The organism is Kribbella sp. CA-245084 (genome assembly GCF_050942355.1).
Classification (GTDB): Bacteria; Actinomycetota; Actinomycetes; order Propionibacteriales; family Kribbellaceae; genus Kribbella.
Map to the genome: position 1 here is coordinate 552,893 of NZ_CP192053.1, position 14,626 is coordinate 567,518.

The following is a 14,626-nucleotide window of genomic DNA, read 5'->3' on the forward strand; positions in this document are numbered from 1 at the left end:
AGGGTAGGACGTGTCCCAGAGCACACCGTTCCTGACCGGGGCGGTGGGGCGGGGAAGGTATCAGTAGAGTCCCCTTCATGAAGAAGTTCGAGTACTTCACCGCGCCGCTGCTGGTCCACTCGACCAAGGAGATCCTGGACAACTTCGGCCAGGACGGCTGGGAGCTGGTCCAGGTCGTCCCGGGGATGAACCCGGAGAACCTGGTCGCCTACTTCAAGCGGGAGATCGAGGACAAATGAGCCACCCCGAGGAGAAGCTCGCCGAGCTCGGCCTGAAGCTGCCCGACGTGGCCAAGCCAGTCGCCGCGTACGTCCCGGCGGTCCGGACCGGTGACCTCGTCTACACGTCCGGTCAGCTGCCGCTGCGCGAGGGCACGCTGATCGCCACCGGCAAGGTCGGCGGCGAGGTCAGCGCCGGGGTCGCCAGCGAGTGCGCCCAGCAGTGCGCGCTGAACGCGCTGGCCGCGGTCAAGGCCGAGATCGGCGACCTGGCGAACGTGAAGCGCATCGTCAAGGCGGTCGTGTTCATCGCGTCCACGCCCGACTTCACCGGTCAGCCGCAGGTCGCCAACGGCGCCTCCGAGCTGTTCGGCCAGGTCTTCGGCGAGGCGGGGCAGCACGCCCGCAGCGCGGTCGGCGTACCGGTCCTGCCGCTGGACGCCCCGGTCGAGGTCGAACTCATCGTCGAGGTCGGTTAACCCGATCGTGCGGGACCTGAAGTCCGAACTGATGACCGGCCGGATGGCCGAGACGGCCCTCGAGCACGTCCGGGCTGGTCGTACGCCGGTCACCTCCCGCCCCGCCTCCACCGTCATCCTCCTCCGCGACACACCGCCAGCAGGCGGAGAGCCGGCGGCAGGAGCCGGTGGTGGGGAGTCGGCGGCGGGATTCGCCTCTGGGCCGGAGGTCTACTTGTTGCGGCGGCAGCGGACTATGGCGTTTGCGGCTGGGATGACGGTGTTTCCGGGCGGGCGGGTCGATCCGGCCGACTCGGCGATCGCCGGCTCCTGGTCGGGTCCGCCGCCGGAGGACTTCGCCGCCCGGCTCGGGTGCTCTGCGGAGCTGGCGGCGGCGTATGTCGCCGCCGCCGTCCGTGAGACGTTCGAGGAGTCGGGCGTCCTGCTCGCCGGCCCGTCGAGCGAGACGGTGGTCGGCGACACCACCGGCGCGGACTGGGAGGCCGACCGGGTGGCGTTGGAAGCCGGACAGCTGACGTTCGCCGATTTCCTCCAGCGCCGCGGGCTCGTCCTCCGCGCGGATCTGCTCCGCGCGTGGGCGCATTGGATCACGCCGGAGTTCGAGCCCAAGCGGTACGACACCGCCTTCTTCGTCGCCGCGCTCCCAACCGGTCAGCTGACCCGGGACGTGACGAGCGAGTCCGATCAGGTCGCGTGGGTCAGGCCGGGAGACGCGGTGGCCGCGGTCGACGCGGGCGAGACGCTCATGCTGCCCCCGACGTACCTGTGCTGCCGCGACCTCACGCAGTACGACGACGTCGCCGAGGTGCTGGCCGGTGCAGGCGACCGTGAGATCCGGACGATCATGCCGACTGTGCGGATCGACGGCGATCAGGCTTATCTGGAGACGACATGACCGAGTACGCGACGCTCGTGCGGGCGGACAATCCCGGCCCGATGACGCTGGACGGGACCAACACCTGGATCCTCAAGGCGCCGGACGGGGAGCGCTCGGTCGTCGTCGACCCCGGCCCGATGCTCGAGGAGCACCTCACCGCGGTCCTGGAGGCGGCCGGCAAGGTGGCCGTCGTACTGCTGACGCACAAACACCCGGACCACTCCGAGGGCGCTGCCTGGTTCGCCAACCGGGCCGGTTGCGGCGTACGGGCCGTGGATCCAGCCTTCCGGATCCCGACCGATCACGCCCACGGGCTGTCCGAAGGCGACGTGATCACCGCCGACGGCCTGCGGATCGAGGTCCTGCCGACGCCCGGCCACACGCTCGACTCGGTCTGCTTCTGGCTGCCGCAGGACGGCTCGCTGCTGACCGGCGACACGGTCCTCGGCCGCGGTACGTCGGTCGTCGCGCACCCGGATGGTGCCCTGGGCCCCTACCTCGACTCCTTGAACAGCCTCCGCGCCTTCGCCAACTCATCGGCCGGCGTGGCGCGCCTGCTGCCAGGCCACGGGCCCGTCATCGACGACCCCGCCGCCGTACTCACCTACTACCTCGACCACCGCGAGGAACGCCTGAACCAGGTCCGCGCGGCCGTCGCCGAGGGCCACACCACGCCCGAGGCGATCGTCGAACACGTCTACGCCGACGTGGACAAGACCCTCTGGCCCGCCGCCGAACGCTCGGTGCGGGCCCAGCTCGACTACCTGAACCGCTAGCTAGCGCGCCCGCCGCTGCAGGCGGTCGACGTCGAGCAGTACGACGGAGCGCGGCTCCAGGCGGACCCAGCCTCGGGAGGCGAAGTCGGCCAGCGCCTTGTTCACGGTCTCGCGGGAGGCGCCGACCAGCTGGGCCAGCTCCTCCTGGGTGAGGTCGTGGTGGACGTGTACGCCGTCGTCGGCGGTGCGCCCGAACCGGCTGGCCAGGTCGAGCAGGGCCTTGGCGACCCGGCCCGGCACGTCGGAGAAGACCAGGTCGGCCACCACGTCGGAGACCTTGCGCAGTCGCCCGGCCAGCTGCAGCAGCAGGCCGCGGGCCACCGCGGGGCGCCCGTCCAGCCAGCGGAGCAGCTCGTCATGGGTCAGCGACATCAGCTGGGCGTCGGTGACGGCGGTGACGGTCGCGGACCGCGGTCCCGGGTCGAACAGCGACAGCTCGCCGAACATCTGGCCCGGGCCGAGCACGGCGATCAGGTTCTCCCGGCCGTCGGCCGACGTACGCCCGAGCTTGACCTTGCCCTCGACCACGACGAACAGCCGATCACCCGAGTCGCCCTCGTGGAACAGCACCTGGCCGCGCCGCAGCCGGCTCTCGGACATCGATGCGGCCAGGGCGTCGGCCGCCTCGTCGTCGAGCTGACTGAACAGCGGTGCCTGTCGGAGCACTGCGGCATCCACTTTGGGCCTCCTAGGACCTTCGACCACGACTGCGGGCGGGGGATCTGCCCCGTCCGGCACCGGGTCGTTCACACCCGGTCGCCACAAAACCGTAGCCCCTCGGGTGTCGGCACCGCCACGTAGGCTTGCCTCCATGCCATCCCCGCGTGTCGCGGAACCAGTCCCGGGAGCCCTCCCGACGGTCTCGCTGAACCTCCCCCGCAAGGCCCCCGTGGTCGTCGACGAGACCCATACCCAGCTCGTCCGCCGGGCCCGCAAGATGCACAAGGTGCTCACCGACACCTACCCGGACGCCCACTGCGAGCTGGACTTCGCCACCCCGCTCGAGTTGCTGGTGGCCACGATCCTGTCGGCCCAGACCACCGACGTCACGGTGAACAAGGTGACCCCCACGCTCTTCGCGAAGTACCCGACCGCCCTGGCGTACGCCGAGGCCGACCGGGACGAGATGGAGGCCATCCTCAAGCCGACCGGCTTCTTCCGGGCCAAGACCAACAGCGTGATCAAGCTCGGCCAGGCCCTGGTCGACGACTACGACGGTGTCGTGCCCGGCAAGCTGACCGAGCTGGTGAAGCTCCCCGGCACCGGCCGGAAGACGGCCAACGTGGTCCTCGGCAACGCCTTCGGCGTCCCGGGGATCACGGTCGACACGCATTTCGGCCGCCTGGTCCGCCGGTTCGGCTGGACCGCCGAGGAGGACCCGGTCAAGGTCGAGCACATCATCGGCGAGCTCTTCCCGAAGAAGGACTGGACGATGCTGTCGCACCGGCTGATCTTCCACGGCCGCCGCCGCTGCCACGCCAAGAAGCCGGCCTGCGGTGCCTGCCCGATCGCCCAGTGGTGCCCGTCGTACGGCACCGGCCCGACCGACCCCGAGGTCGCCGCGAAGCTGGTGAAGGTCCCGGCGTGAACCTCCCGGCACGATCGCGTACGACGTCCCGCCGCCGGCCACTGGTCTGTGCGGCGACGGGCGTCGCGCTCGCGATCCTGCTGGCAGCGTGCGGCACGGAGAAGCCGGGAGCCACGTCGACAGCGACCCCGGTCGCAGGCTCGGACAAGCTGATGGCGTGTCCGTCGACGCCCTCGAAACCGCCGACGACCAACGGTCTACCGGACGTCAGCCTGCCGTGTTTGGGCAGCGGCCCGGACATCCGGCTCGCCGACCTCCGCGGTCCGCTCGTGATCAACGTGTGGGCGCAGTGGTGCGGTCCGTGCCGCGACGAAGCGCCGTACCTGGCCGAGCTGGCCAAGGCGGGGACGGTCAAGATGCTCGGGATCGACTACGACGACCCGCGGCCGGAGCTGGCGGTGAAGTTCGCGACCGACGAAGGGCTGACGTATCCGCACGTCGTCGACCGGGACAAGGCGATCCAGCGTGCGTTGAAGATCGGCGGTCCGCCGCTGACCGCCTTCATCGACTCTGACGGCGCTGTCGCCTTCGTGCATCGCGGCGTACTCACCTCGCAGCAGCAGCTCGATCAGCTGGTGGAGGAGCACGCGCGATGACGTTCGATGTGGAGATCCCGGACTGGCTGCATCCGTTGGCGAAGGCGTCCGATGACGTCGACCCGAACCAGTTGTCCCGCTTCCTGCCGCCGGACGATCCGTCGGTGCGCAAGTCCGCCGTCCTCATCTTGCTTGCTGAGGGCAACGACGGGCCCGAGGTGCTGCTGACCGAGCGGGCGTGGACGTTGCGCAGTCATGCCGGGCAGATGGCGTTCCCCGGCGGCGGCGCCGATCCCGAGGACGGGACCGGTGACGAGGGTCTGGTCCGCACCGCCTTGCGCGAGGCCGAGGAAGAGACCGGGCTGGACCCGGCCGGCGTCGTACCGTTCTCGATCTGGCCGGCGCTCTGGGTGCCGGTGAGCAACTTCGGGGTGTCGCCGGTGCTCGCGTGGTGGCGGGAGCCGTCGCCGGTCGCGGTGGTCGACCCGGCCGAGGTCGCGTCGGTGCACGAGGTGCCGATCAGCGCGCTCGCCGACCCGGCGAACCGGATCAGCTGCGTGCACCCGTCCGGATTCACCGGGCCGGCGTTCGTCGTCGACGACCTCTACATCTGGGGATTCACGGCCGGCTTGCTGGATAAATTGCTCCTTCTCGGCGGATGGCGCCGCGACTGGGACCCCTCGGTCGTCGTACCGTTGCCCGACCGACTGGTCGAGGCGGCCTGGCGGAGCGAGGGGCGACGGCCCGAGGACGTGCGGCGGATGACCGCCATCGAGCACGATCTCGGCGGCGAGCACAAGGCGCACGGTGACAAGTCGGAAGGCGTGGAATGAGCTGGCTCGACTGGGCGGTGCTCGGCACCGCGGCACTGGTGGCGATCTCGGGGTACGTCGAAGGGTTCGTGCTCGGGGCCTGCGCCACGCTCGGCCTGCTCGGCGGCGCCGCGATCGGCGTCTGGGGCGTCCCCAAGATCCTGGACCACTTCTCACCGAGCGTGACGGTGTCGTTCGCGGCGCTGGTGCTGGTGGTGGGACTGGCCGCGCTCGGGCGAATGCTCGGGGCGATGGTCGGGACCAGGGTGCGCAACCGGCTGTCCTGGAAACCGATCCGGTTCCTCGACGCGCTCGGTGGCGCCGCGCTGGCCGCCGCCTCCGTGCTGATCGTCGCCTGGGTGCTCGGTGTCGCGGTCAGCGGCGCACGGATCCCGAGCGTGACGTCGGCGGTCCGCGGGTCGCAGGTGCTGGCGAAGGTCGACGAGGTCCTGCCGGACAGCGCCGATCGCGCGTTGCAGTCGTTCAACGACGTGGTGAACACCGATCTGTTCCCGCGGTTCCTCGACCCGTTCGTGCCGGAGCGGATCCGGGAGACGCAGCCGCCGGACAGCGCGATCGCGCGGCAGCTGCCGGTGCGGTCGGCGTACACGCGGATCGCGAAGGTGACCGGGGTCGCGAGTTGTTCGCGCGGCCTCGAGGGCAGCGGGTTCGTGTACGCACCGCAGCGCGTGATGACGAACGCGCACGTCGTCGCCGGGGTCAGCTCGCCATCGGTCGAGGTGAACGGGAAGAAGTACGACGCCAGGGTCGTCGTGTTCGACCCCGAGACCGACATCGCGGTGCTCTACGTGCCGAACTTGAAGGAACAGCCGCTGACCTTCGACTTCGCGGGTAAGGCCGACGACTCGGCGGTCGTGCTCGGCTACCCGGAGAACGGCCCGTTCGACTCCGAGCCGGCCCGGATCCGCTCCGAGGAACGGCTCCGCGGTCCCGACATCTACGGCGACAAGACCGTCACCCGCGACGCGTTCTCGATCTGGGCCTCGGTCCGCCCCGGCAACTCCGGCGGCCCGCTGCTGTCCTCCAAGGGCACGGTGTACGGCGTGGTCTTCGCCGCCTCGGTCGAAGACAACCGGACCGGCTACGTCCTCACCGCCGAACAAGTCTCCACCGACGCCCGCACCGGCACCACCGCAACCCAAGAGGTCTCCACCCAGTCCTGCACCTGATGCAGCAGAATCCGCCGTACGCCGCATTGAAGGGGTGTGACGGTGACGACGAAGGCGCTCCCCTTCGATGAACTGGTGCAGTCGAGCGAACGCCGGCTGCTGCGGCTGGGGCTGATGCTGAGCGGCAGTCTGCACACCGCCGAGGATCTGGTCCAGGCGGTCTTCGCGCGCGCACATCGCCGCTGGGACCAGATCGGCGTACTCGAACACCCTGAGGCGTATCTCCGCACGATGGTGGTGAACGAGTACCTCAGCTGGCGCCGTCTCCTGAAGAACCGCGAGGTACCGCTCGCCGAGCCGATCGAGCGGCCGACCACCGAAGACCTCAGCGCCCGGCAGGCTCAACGCGACGCCACCTGGCAACTCCTGTCCGGCCTGCCCCGCAAACAACGCGCCGTCCTGGTGCTGCGGTACTACGAGGACCTGCCGGACAGCGAGATCGCCGAGATCCTCGGCGTCGCACCTGCCACTGTCCGGTCGAACGCCGCCCGCGGGCTGGCGACCCTGCGCGAAAACCTGCCCGCCGAGGAGGAGAACTGACATGTCCAGGCTGACCGACGACGAACTCGGCGTCCTGCTCCGCGAGACCTTCACCGAGCGCGAGGACCTCGCCGATCAACTGCCCGAGGAAACCAGGCGCGCGCGTCGGGCGCCGGTCCTGCTCGCCGCCACGGTTCTCGCCGTCGTCGCCGGGGTCCTGTACGGCGTCCATCGCGCCGCCGCACCGGATCCGGTCGAGCCGGCCGCGACCGCCGCCGATCGCACCAGCCGGGACGCGCGGGTCTGGGCGCTCGCGATCGAGACGATCGTCCGCAAGGACGAGCCGAAGACCGGTTGGACGAAGGCGATCGTGATGGACCTGTCCGACGTCGGGAACCACCATCTGCGGAAGGGCCCGTCGATCTCCGGGCAACAGCGCAAGCTGATGGGCGCGATCGTGCACCCGACGGTGCCGCTCCAGTTCGCGGACGACGATCCTTCGCCGGCCGCGGTGACCTGTCCCGACCCCCGAGCGGCTGTGCTTCAGGTCAGTGACGTGGTCGAGAAGAGCGGTCATCTCGAGGTCAGCGTCGGGATCTTCTACGGCTGCACGCGGGCGGAGACGGCGAAGTACAAGATCGAGCGCAAGGGTCAGGATTGGGTCGTCACCGCGAACCTGGGTCAGTGGGGGAACTGACACCGCGCAGCCAGTCGACCAGCAGCGTGTTGAACAGGTCCGGCGTCTCCTCGTGGGGGAAGTGGCCGGCTGGGGCGATCAGCTCGTAGCGCAGGGGTGCGGTGACCAGTTGCGGCGGAGTGGTCGCTGTGGGGGAGATGGCGGTGTCCTGTGCGCCGTGGAGCTGCAGCACGGGTACGGCGACCGGCGTACGCATCCTGTGTGAGTACTTGCGGCCGTCCGGGCGTAGCCGTGAGCGAGCGAACCAGCGGTGGTACTCGAGGGCGCAGTGCGGCGCCGGCCAGACCTGGAGTGCTGCCCGGTAGCGGCGAGCCGCCTCCGCGTCGGGGAAGGAGGCGTCCGGCGCGGCCCAGGCGCGAAGGAGGCCCTCGATGTGGATGCCGTCCTGCGCCAGCAGCCGCCGCTCCGGAAAGATCGGCAGCTGGAACCATGCCGTCCGGCTCAACGCCTTGGCTCGGCCGGCGCGGGCCAGCACGAGCGGGTGTGGCGCCGACACGGCGGCCAGTCCGCGGACTTGCCGGGGTGCGAGTACTGCGGCGGACCAGCCGATGAAGCCGCCCCAGCCGTGCCCGACGACCACTGCGTCGGTGGCACCGAGAGAGCGGATCACGCCGGAGACGTCAGCTGCCGCGGTGTACGGATCGTATCCGCGGGGCGTCTTGTCGCTGGCGCCGTACCCGCGCAGGTCCATCGCCACCGCGCGGTAGCCGGCGGCCGCGACCACCGGCAGTTGGTGTCGCCAGGCCCACCAGAACTCGGGAAAGCCGTGCAGGAACAGAACGAGCGGGTCGTCCGCCGCGCCGCACTCGGCCACATGGAACCGGGCCCCGTTGGCCGCGACCAGTGAGTGCGACCAGGGGCCGTCGACCAGCAGGTCGACGACTCCCGCCGGGCTCAGCGCCGTACGCCCGGCTCAGGCAAGGCCGCGTGCTCCTCGTCGCCCTTGCCGATCGCCTTGAGCACCTCGACCGACTGCTTCGAGGTCTCGATCGTCCGCTCCGGACCCTTCGCGCTCTTCAGTGCGCGCATCCCGATGAAGACCAGGATCGCGCCGATCAGCAGGTAGGCGCCGGCCACGATCAGGAACGCGATGGCCGGGTGCAGACCGGCGGCGGTCAGACCGTACGCCGCGGCGATGCTCAGCAGGATGACCGCGAGCAGCGCCAGGAATGCAGCCGCCGCGAACATGCCGGCGCCGGTCCCGGCCGCGATCGCGGTCTTCTTCAGCTCGGTCTTGGCGAGCTCGACCTCGCTGCGGACCAGGCTGGACAGTTCCTTGCTGGCATTCGCGACAAGCTGGCCGACCGTGGGCCCGTCCCCGTTCTGCCCCATCGACATCGCAACTCCTTCCCACACGTCCGTGACCCGACACTACAGTCCGTACCCGTGGTCAATCGGCGTACGCGCGGTTTCGGCGAGCCAGCAGGAGCGCCGCGATCAACGCGGCCAGCACCGAGGCGACCAGTACGGCGGCCTTGGCGCGCTCGACCTGCGCAGCATCGGATCCGAAGGCGAGCTGGGCGATCAGCAGCGCGACCGTGAAACCGATACCGGCCAGCACGGAAACCGCGGCGACATCTCGCCAGGCCAGGTCGGAGTTCAGCTCGGCCCGCGTGAAGCGTGCGGTCAGCCAGGACCCGCCGAACACGCCGATGGATTTGCCGACCAGTAGCCCGGCGACCACACCGATCGCGACCGGGTCGGTCAGCATCTGCCGTACGGCGGACCCGCTCAACGTCACGCCCGCTGCGAACAGCGCGAACACCGGTACGGCGAGGCCCGCGGACCACGGCCGCAGGCGGTGCTCGATCCGCTCCGCAGGGGCGTGCTTCTCGCCGGGATCGGCGACGACGCGGGTGACGAGCCCGAGCGCGACGCCGGCGATCGTCGCGTGAATGCCGGACTCGTGCATGAACCACCACGTCGCGAGAGCGATCGGTACGTAGAGGAACGGCGTACGGACGCGGCGTCGCTGGAGGAAGTACCAGAGCGCGATCAGGACGATCGCGGCGAGCAGCGAGAGCAGGTGGAAGCCGTGTGAGAAGAACACCGCGATCACGAGGATCGCGCCGAAGTCGTCTACCACCGCCAGCGTGAGCAGGAACGCGCGCAGAGCACTCGGCAGCGACGACCCGACGATCGCGAGCACAGCCAGTGCGAACGCGATGTCTGTTGCGGTCGGCACCGCCCAGCCGTGCGGTTTGCCGTCTTTCGCGACCAGGTTGGTGATCAGGTAGATGATTGCCGGGAGCACCATTCCGGCGATCGCGGCGGCCACCGGGACGACTGCCTCGTTGAGCTTCGACAGGGTTCCGACGACGAGCTCGCGCTTCAGCTCGACACCGGCCAGGTAGAAGAACAACGCCAGGGCCCCGTCGGACGCCCAGGCCTCGACCGTCAGCGGGCCGAGCTGCGCGTCGCGGAGGTGGTGGTACGCGTCCTGCCACGGCGAATTCGCCCAGACCAGCGCGATGACGGCCGCCGCGAGCAGCAGCAACCCGCCGGTCGTCTCGGCGCGCAACGTGTCGGCGAGGAAGGCACGCTCGCTGCCGAGGATGCGCGGGAAGGCGCGTTTGCGTTGCCGGATCCGTGGGTGCTCGCTCATGGACGGCCCTTCATTCGGGGTCGGTCGGACGGACTGCCGACCAGACTTCCCGGCGCACCAGCCCTCATCCTAACGGTTGGTGTTTGCCCGTGGCAGCTTGTTGCGGCAGGGTTGGGCCCGGTGCGCCGGGAAGTCTGGTCGGCAAACTCGTGCCCAGATCCGGGGTACGAGTCCGCTGCGATTGCCCGAGAGGTGCCAGAGCCCTGTGAGAGACATCACCGGACCACGCGGACCCGGCGTACGCTGCGAGCGTGCGCGGAGAGCAGATAGCCGAGGACTTCCCGGTGGTCGGGCTGGACGACGACGCCCGTCAGGCGGTCGAGCTGCTGGCGTCGCACCGGCTGCCCGGGCTGATCGTGGCGCAGGCCGACGGCAGCCCGTGCTGTGTGCTGCCGGCCTCGCAGGTGGTCCGCTTCCTGGTCCCGTCGTACGTGCAGGACGACCCCTCGCTGGCCCGGGTGATCGACGAGTCGCTGGCCGATCGGGTCGCGGACAAGCTGGCCGGTCTCACCGTCCGCAAGCTGCTGCCGGACGAACCGCGGGAGATCCCGGTCGTCAACCACGACGACACGATCCTGGAGATCGCCGCCGTGATGGCGCGGCTGCGCAGCCCGCTGGTGGTCGTCGTCCGCGACCGGCACATCCTCGGCGCGGTCACCGCGTCCCGCCTGCTCGAGCTGGCCGTCACTCCGCACTGACCCACGGGACGGCCGGATGACGGTCGTCGCGGTCGCGGTGTTCGTGATCGCCTACGTGCTGATCGCGACCGAATGGACGCACAAGCTGCTCGCCGTACTCGGCGCGGCCGGGGTGCTGTTCGCGCTCGGGGTGACCGACTCCGAGCACGCGTTCTACTCCCCGGACACCGGCATCGACTGGAACGTCATCTTCCTGCTGTTCGGGATGATGGTGATCGTCGGCGTGCTCCGCCGTACCGGGGTGTTCGAGTACGTCGCGATCTGGGCCGCCAAGCGGGCCAAGGGATCGCCGTTGCGGATCATGATCCTGCTGACCCTGATCACCGCGACGGCGTCCGCTTTCCTGGACAACGTGACCACGGTGCTGCTGATCGCACCGGTCACCCTGCTGGTCTGTGACCGGCTCGGGATCGACCCGGTCCCGTTCCTGATCGCCGAGGTGATGGCGTCGAACATCGGCGGCGCCGCGACCCTGATCGGTGACCCGCCGAACATCATCATCGGCAGCAAGTCGGGACTGACCTTCAACGACTTCCTGCTGAACCTAACGCCGCTGGTCGTGATCGAGCTGGTGGTGTTCTGCCTGGTGCTGCCCTGGCTGTTCAAGGGCTCGTTCGCCGTCGACCCCGAGCGGGTGAACGATGTGATGCGGCTGAACGAGCGGGAGGCGATCGAGGACCGCACGCTACTGATCAAGAGCGGGGCCGTGCTGCTGGTCGTGTTCGTCGGCTTCGTCGGGCACTCGTTCCTCAACATCGAGCCGTCGATCGTGGCGCTGCTCGGCGCCGGTGTGCTGGTGCTGATCTCGAAGGTGCCGACCCGGCACTACATGGCCGCGGTCGAGTGGCAGACGCTGCTGTTCTTCGCCGGGTTGTTCGTGATGGTCGGCGCGCTCGTGAAGACCGGGGTGATCGCGAACCTCGCGGATCGGCTCGGCTCGGTCATCTCCGGGCACGCCCTGCTGGCCACGATGCTGATCCTGGTCGTCTCGGCGATCCTGTCCGGCGTGATCGACAACATTCCGTACGTCGCCACGATGAGTCCCGTCGTACTGGAGCTGACCAAAGGGATCGCCGATCCCGGGCAGGCGCACGCGCTGTGGTGGGCGCTCGCGATCGGCGCCGACTTCGGCGGCAATGCCACCGCGGTCGGCGCCAGCGCGAACGTCGTGGTGATCGGCCTCGCGCTACGGGCCGGGTCACCGATCAGTTTCTGGGCGTTCACCCGCAAGGGCGTGGTGATGACCGCGATCACGATCCTGGTCGCCGCGCCGTACCTCTGGCTGCGCTACTTCGCCTTCTCCTGAAGGCCATCCGCGGTGAGCTTCTGGGCCAGCGCTTCGAAATCGGGTGCGACGACGTCCGGTGCGAGGAACGACTTCGGGTACGGCGTTCCGCGCCGGTCGACGTACAACCCCTGAAGGCCGGCCCGGCGGGCGCCGTCGATGTCCCACGGGTGGACCGCGGCGAGCCCCATCCGTTCCACGGGCACCCCGCAGACCTCGGCGGCGTACCGGTAGGCGTCCGCGTGCGGCTTCCAGCGCTGGGGTGTGGCGACTCCGAGGCGCTGCTCGAGGTACGGCATGATCCCGCCCTTCTCGAAGACCTGCTTCGACATCGCCGCCGACCCGTTCGTCAGCGTGACGATCCGGATGCCGGCCCCATGGATCCTTTGCAGTCCCGGTTGGACGTCGGGGTGCAGCGGCAAGCGGGTGAATCCGGAGAGCACGCTCGCGACCGTCTCGTCGTTCGGCTCGATCCCGACGGCGATGAGCTGCGCCTCCAGGAGTTCGGCGGCGAGTTCGCGGAAGTCGGCGTACGCATCGACCGCGGTCAACGCGAACCCGTCCCGCAGCGTCGCCGCGAACCACGCGTCGAGGCTGTGCCGGGGTAGGCCCACCGCCTCGAACCCGTCCCGCAGCGGCTCCATGTCCGTCAGGGTCTCGTTGACGTCGAGCACCAGTACGTCGATCATCACGACTCCTCATATCTTGGATCGGTCGTTCCAAGATATGATGCCGGGTATGGCGGATGTCAAACATTTCGACGAGGCGGAAGCGCTGGCCACGGTCGAGCAACTGTTCTGGCGTCGTGGGAGCGCGGCCACCGGGATCCAGGACGTGGTCGCGGCGACCGGGCTGAGCCGGTCGAGTCTGTACAACGCCTTCGGCGGCAAGGACTCGCTCTATGCGGCGGCTGCACGCCGGTACCTCGAGCACCGGTCGCGGCCGATGTTCGACCAGTTGGCTGCGGACGGCCGTGGGTTGGCGGCGGTGCGGGCATTCTTCGATCGGCTGCTGCGGATGCGGCTGTCGGGGGAGTACGCCGGGTGGGGCTGCATGATGGCGAACGCGAACGCCGAGAACCCGCCGGACGCCGTAAGGACGGTGCTCGCGGAGCATCACGCCGTACTGCGGGATTCGCTGGCAGCTGCGTTGACGGTTGCTCAGAGCAACGAGGAGTTGCGGTCCGGGGTCGAGGTTGCGGGCGCGGCGGAGCTGCTGACGCTGCTCGCGTACGCGGTGAACCTGCGTTCACGATCCGGTGCGACGCGGGCCCAGCTCAGGTCGGCGGTCACCGCGGCACTGGCTGCGCTGGCTAGCTGATCCAGACGCGCGGATCGGGGCCCTTCGGGATGATGCCCGTCGGGTTGATGTTGTGGTGGGTGACGTAGTAGTGCCGCTTGATCTGGTCGAAGTCGACGGTCTCGCCGAAGCCGGGGCGCTGGTACAGGCGGCGCGCGTACGCCCACAGGTTGGGGAACTCGGTCAGCTTCTGCCGGTTGCATTTGAAGTGCCCGTGGTACACCGCGTCGAAGCGGACCAGAGTCGTGAACAGCCGGATGTCCACCTCGCGGAGCGTGTCACCGAGCAGGTACTCACGGTCCTGCAGCCGTTCCTCGAGTACGTCGAGACGCGCGAACAGGGCGTCGTACGCGGCGTCGTACGCCTCCTGGCTGGTCGCGAAACCGCAGCGGTAGACGCCGTTGTTCACGTCGCGATAGATCTCGTCGATCAACTGGTCCATCTCTTGGCGCTCGGCCGGGATCAGTTGTGGGGCGTCGGGCTTGTGGAAATCGGTCCACTCGGTGGAGAGGTCGAGCGTGATCTGTGGGTAGTCGTTCGTGACCACGTCGCCGGTGTTTGTGTCGATGATTGCCGGCACGGTGACGCGTCCGTCGTACGACGGGTCTGTGCGCAGGTACGCCTCGGAGAGGAACTTGATGCCGAGCACCGGGTCGGTGGCGTCCGCGTCGAGGGTGAACCGCCAGCCGCGCTCGTCGCGGACCGGGTCGACGATCGCCAGGCTGATCGCGTCCTCCAGGCCGAGCAGCCGGCGGACGATGACGGACCGGTGCGCCCACGGACAGGCCAGGCTCACGACCAGCCGGTACCGCCCCGGCTCGACCGGCCAGCGACCTTGATCATCGGGGCCTTCGCCCGGCCGCGAGGCGGAGTCTCGGGTGATCCGGCCGGTGAATCTGTTGCCCTGCCGCTTCCATTCGCCTGCCGATGACGTCTCCTGCACGAACTGTCCCGAGGCCATAACGATAAAACTACCCCTGCTGCGAATTGGCTGGGCCTGTGGATCGTCACTGGCCGTGAGACGGCACAGGACGTTACAGTCGGGCTGACAAGGTCGTTCGGGACAAAGTGGTCACGAGCGTCTTG

General features: G+C 69.3%; 19 protein-coding genes. 13 read left to right on the top strand and 6 right to left on the bottom strand.

The genetic code is table 11. The annotated features are described in order from the left end of the window. Positions 1 to 77 precede the first annotated feature (77 nt). Genes ACQPYH_RS02880 through ACQPYH_RS02895 form a run of 4 tightly spaced genes read left to right on the top strand, consistent with a single transcriptional unit; the run spans position 78 to position 2,350 of the window. The gene (locus tag ACQPYH_RS02880; RefSeq protein WP_130386959.1) at positions 78 to 239 is read left to right on the top strand and encodes a DUF4177 domain-containing protein; all 162 of its coding nucleotides are present in this window, start codon (positions 78 to 80) and stop codon (positions 237 to 239) included. Then, positions 236 to 697 (top strand): RidA family protein, encoded by a 462-nt coding sequence (locus ACQPYH_RS02885; RefSeq protein ID WP_432886098.1) that lies wholly within the window; start codon positions 236 to 238, stop codon positions 695 to 697. Before ACQPYH_RS02880 ends, ACQPYH_RS02885 begins: the two co-directional genes overlap by 4 nt. A 7-nt stretch (positions 698 to 704) precedes the next feature. Beyond that, positions 705 to 1,592 carry an NUDIX hydrolase gene (locus tag ACQPYH_RS02890; RefSeq protein WP_432886101.1) on the top strand — a complete coding sequence of 296 codons (888 nt, stop codon included), beginning with the start codon at positions 705 to 707 and terminating at the stop codon, positions 1,590 to 1,592. After that, a complete protein-coding gene (locus ACQPYH_RS02895) occupies positions 1,589 to 2,350 on the top strand; it encodes an MBL fold metallo-hydrolase (protein ID WP_432886104.1) in 762 nt (253 codons plus the stop codon). Before ACQPYH_RS02890 ends, ACQPYH_RS02895 begins: the two co-directional genes overlap by 4 nt. On the opposite strand, the gene ACQPYH_RS02900 is transcribed toward ACQPYH_RS02895, so the two are convergent. After that, on the bottom strand, positions 2,351 to 3,028 hold the full coding sequence (locus ACQPYH_RS02900; RefSeq protein ID WP_130445909.1) for a Crp/Fnr family transcriptional regulator: 678 nt from the start codon (positions 3,026 to 3,028) through the stop codon (positions 2,351 to 2,353). It lies immediately after the preceding gene. Between the two features lie 259 nt (positions 3,029 to 3,287). On the opposite strand from ACQPYH_RS02900, the gene nth reads away from it, so the two are divergent. From nth to ACQPYH_RS02930, 6 genes are read left to right on the top strand one after another with little or no spacing between them, the layout of a single operon-like run. Then, complete coding sequence (gene nth, locus ACQPYH_RS02905; protein WP_432894318.1) at positions 3,288 to 3,938, top strand: endonuclease III; 651 nt, start codon at positions 3,288 to 3,290, stop codon at positions 3,936 to 3,938. After that, entirely contained in the window at positions 3,935 to 4,534 is a 600-nt protein-coding gene (locus ACQPYH_RS02910) for a TlpA family protein disulfide reductase (RefSeq protein WP_432886107.1), read from the top strand. Before nth ends, ACQPYH_RS02910 begins: the two co-directional genes overlap by 4 nt. Then, positions 4,531 to 5,307 (top strand): NUDIX hydrolase, encoded by a 777-nt coding sequence (locus tag ACQPYH_RS02915; protein WP_432886110.1) that lies wholly within the window; start codon positions 4,531 to 4,533, stop codon positions 5,305 to 5,307. Before ACQPYH_RS02910 ends, ACQPYH_RS02915 begins: the two co-directional genes overlap by 4 nt. Continuing rightward, positions 5,304 to 6,476 carry a MarP family serine protease gene (locus tag ACQPYH_RS02920; RefSeq protein WP_432886113.1) on the top strand — a complete coding sequence of 391 codons (1,173 nt, stop codon included), beginning with the start codon at positions 5,304 to 5,306 and terminating at the stop codon, positions 6,474 to 6,476. The genes ACQPYH_RS02915 and ACQPYH_RS02920 overlap by 4 nt, the downstream gene beginning before the upstream one ends. Before the next feature lie 42 nt (positions 6,477 to 6,518). Beyond that, positions 6,519 to 7,016: a SigE family RNA polymerase sigma factor gene (locus ACQPYH_RS02925; RefSeq protein WP_432886116.1), complete on the top strand. Its 498-nt coding sequence runs from the start codon at positions 6,519 to 6,521 to the stop codon at positions 7,014 to 7,016. A gap of 1 nt (position 7,017) precedes the next feature. Continuing rightward, positions 7,018 to 7,653, top strand: a complete 636-nt coding sequence (locus tag ACQPYH_RS02930) for a hypothetical protein (protein ID WP_432886119.1) — start codon at positions 7,018 to 7,020, stop codon at positions 7,651 to 7,653. On the opposite strand, the gene ACQPYH_RS02935 is transcribed toward ACQPYH_RS02930, so the two are convergent. From ACQPYH_RS02935 to nhaA, 3 genes are all read right to left on the bottom strand, one after another. Beyond that, positions 7,622 to 8,467: an alpha/beta fold hydrolase gene (locus ACQPYH_RS02935; RefSeq protein ID WP_432886122.1), complete on the bottom strand. Its 846-nt coding sequence runs from the start codon at positions 8,465 to 8,467 to the stop codon at positions 7,622 to 7,624. The genes ACQPYH_RS02930 and ACQPYH_RS02935 overlap by 32 nt on opposite strands. Positions 8,468 to 8,547: 80 nt before the next feature. Next, complete coding sequence (locus ACQPYH_RS02940; protein ID WP_432886125.1) at positions 8,548 to 8,991, bottom strand: phage holin family protein; 444 nt, start codon at positions 8,989 to 8,991, stop codon at positions 8,548 to 8,550. A gap of 52 nt (positions 8,992 to 9,043) precedes the next feature. Next, a complete protein-coding gene (gene nhaA, locus ACQPYH_RS02945; RefSeq protein ID WP_432886128.1) occupies positions 9,044 to 10,258 on the bottom strand; it encodes a Na+/H+ antiporter NhaA in 1,215 nt (404 codons plus the stop codon). 251 nt (positions 10,259 to 10,509) lie between these two features. Between nhaA and ACQPYH_RS02950 the strand changes: the two genes are divergently transcribed. Next, positions 10,510 to 10,956 (top strand): CBS domain-containing protein, encoded by a 447-nt coding sequence (locus ACQPYH_RS02950; RefSeq protein ID WP_432886131.1) that lies wholly within the window; start codon positions 10,510 to 10,512, stop codon positions 10,954 to 10,956. 16 nt (positions 10,957 to 10,972) lie between these two features. Next, entirely contained in the window at positions 10,973 to 12,262 is a 1,290-nt protein-coding gene (locus ACQPYH_RS02955) for an SLC13 family permease (RefSeq protein WP_432886134.1), read from the top strand. On the opposite strand, the gene ACQPYH_RS02960 is transcribed toward ACQPYH_RS02955, so the two are convergent. Next, complete coding sequence (locus ACQPYH_RS02960; RefSeq protein WP_432886137.1) at positions 12,244 to 12,930, bottom strand: haloacid dehalogenase type II; 687 nt, start codon at positions 12,928 to 12,930, stop codon at positions 12,244 to 12,246. The genes ACQPYH_RS02955 and ACQPYH_RS02960 overlap by 19 nt on opposite strands. A 49-nt stretch (positions 12,931 to 12,979) precedes the next feature. Between ACQPYH_RS02960 and ACQPYH_RS02965 the strand changes: the two genes are divergently transcribed. Then, positions 12,980 to 13,561 carry a TetR/AcrR family transcriptional regulator gene (locus tag ACQPYH_RS02965; protein WP_432886140.1) on the top strand — a complete coding sequence of 194 codons (582 nt, stop codon included), beginning with the start codon at positions 12,980 to 12,982 and terminating at the stop codon, positions 13,559 to 13,561. Here ACQPYH_RS02965 and ACQPYH_RS02970 read toward each other — a convergent pair. Beyond that, positions 13,554 to 14,501, bottom strand: a complete 948-nt coding sequence (locus ACQPYH_RS02970; RefSeq protein WP_432886143.1) for a glutathione S-transferase family protein — start codon at positions 14,499 to 14,501, stop codon at positions 13,554 to 13,556. The two genes, ACQPYH_RS02965 and ACQPYH_RS02970, sit on opposite strands and share 8 nt — an antisense overlap. Positions 14,502 to 14,626: the final 125 nt, after the last annotated feature.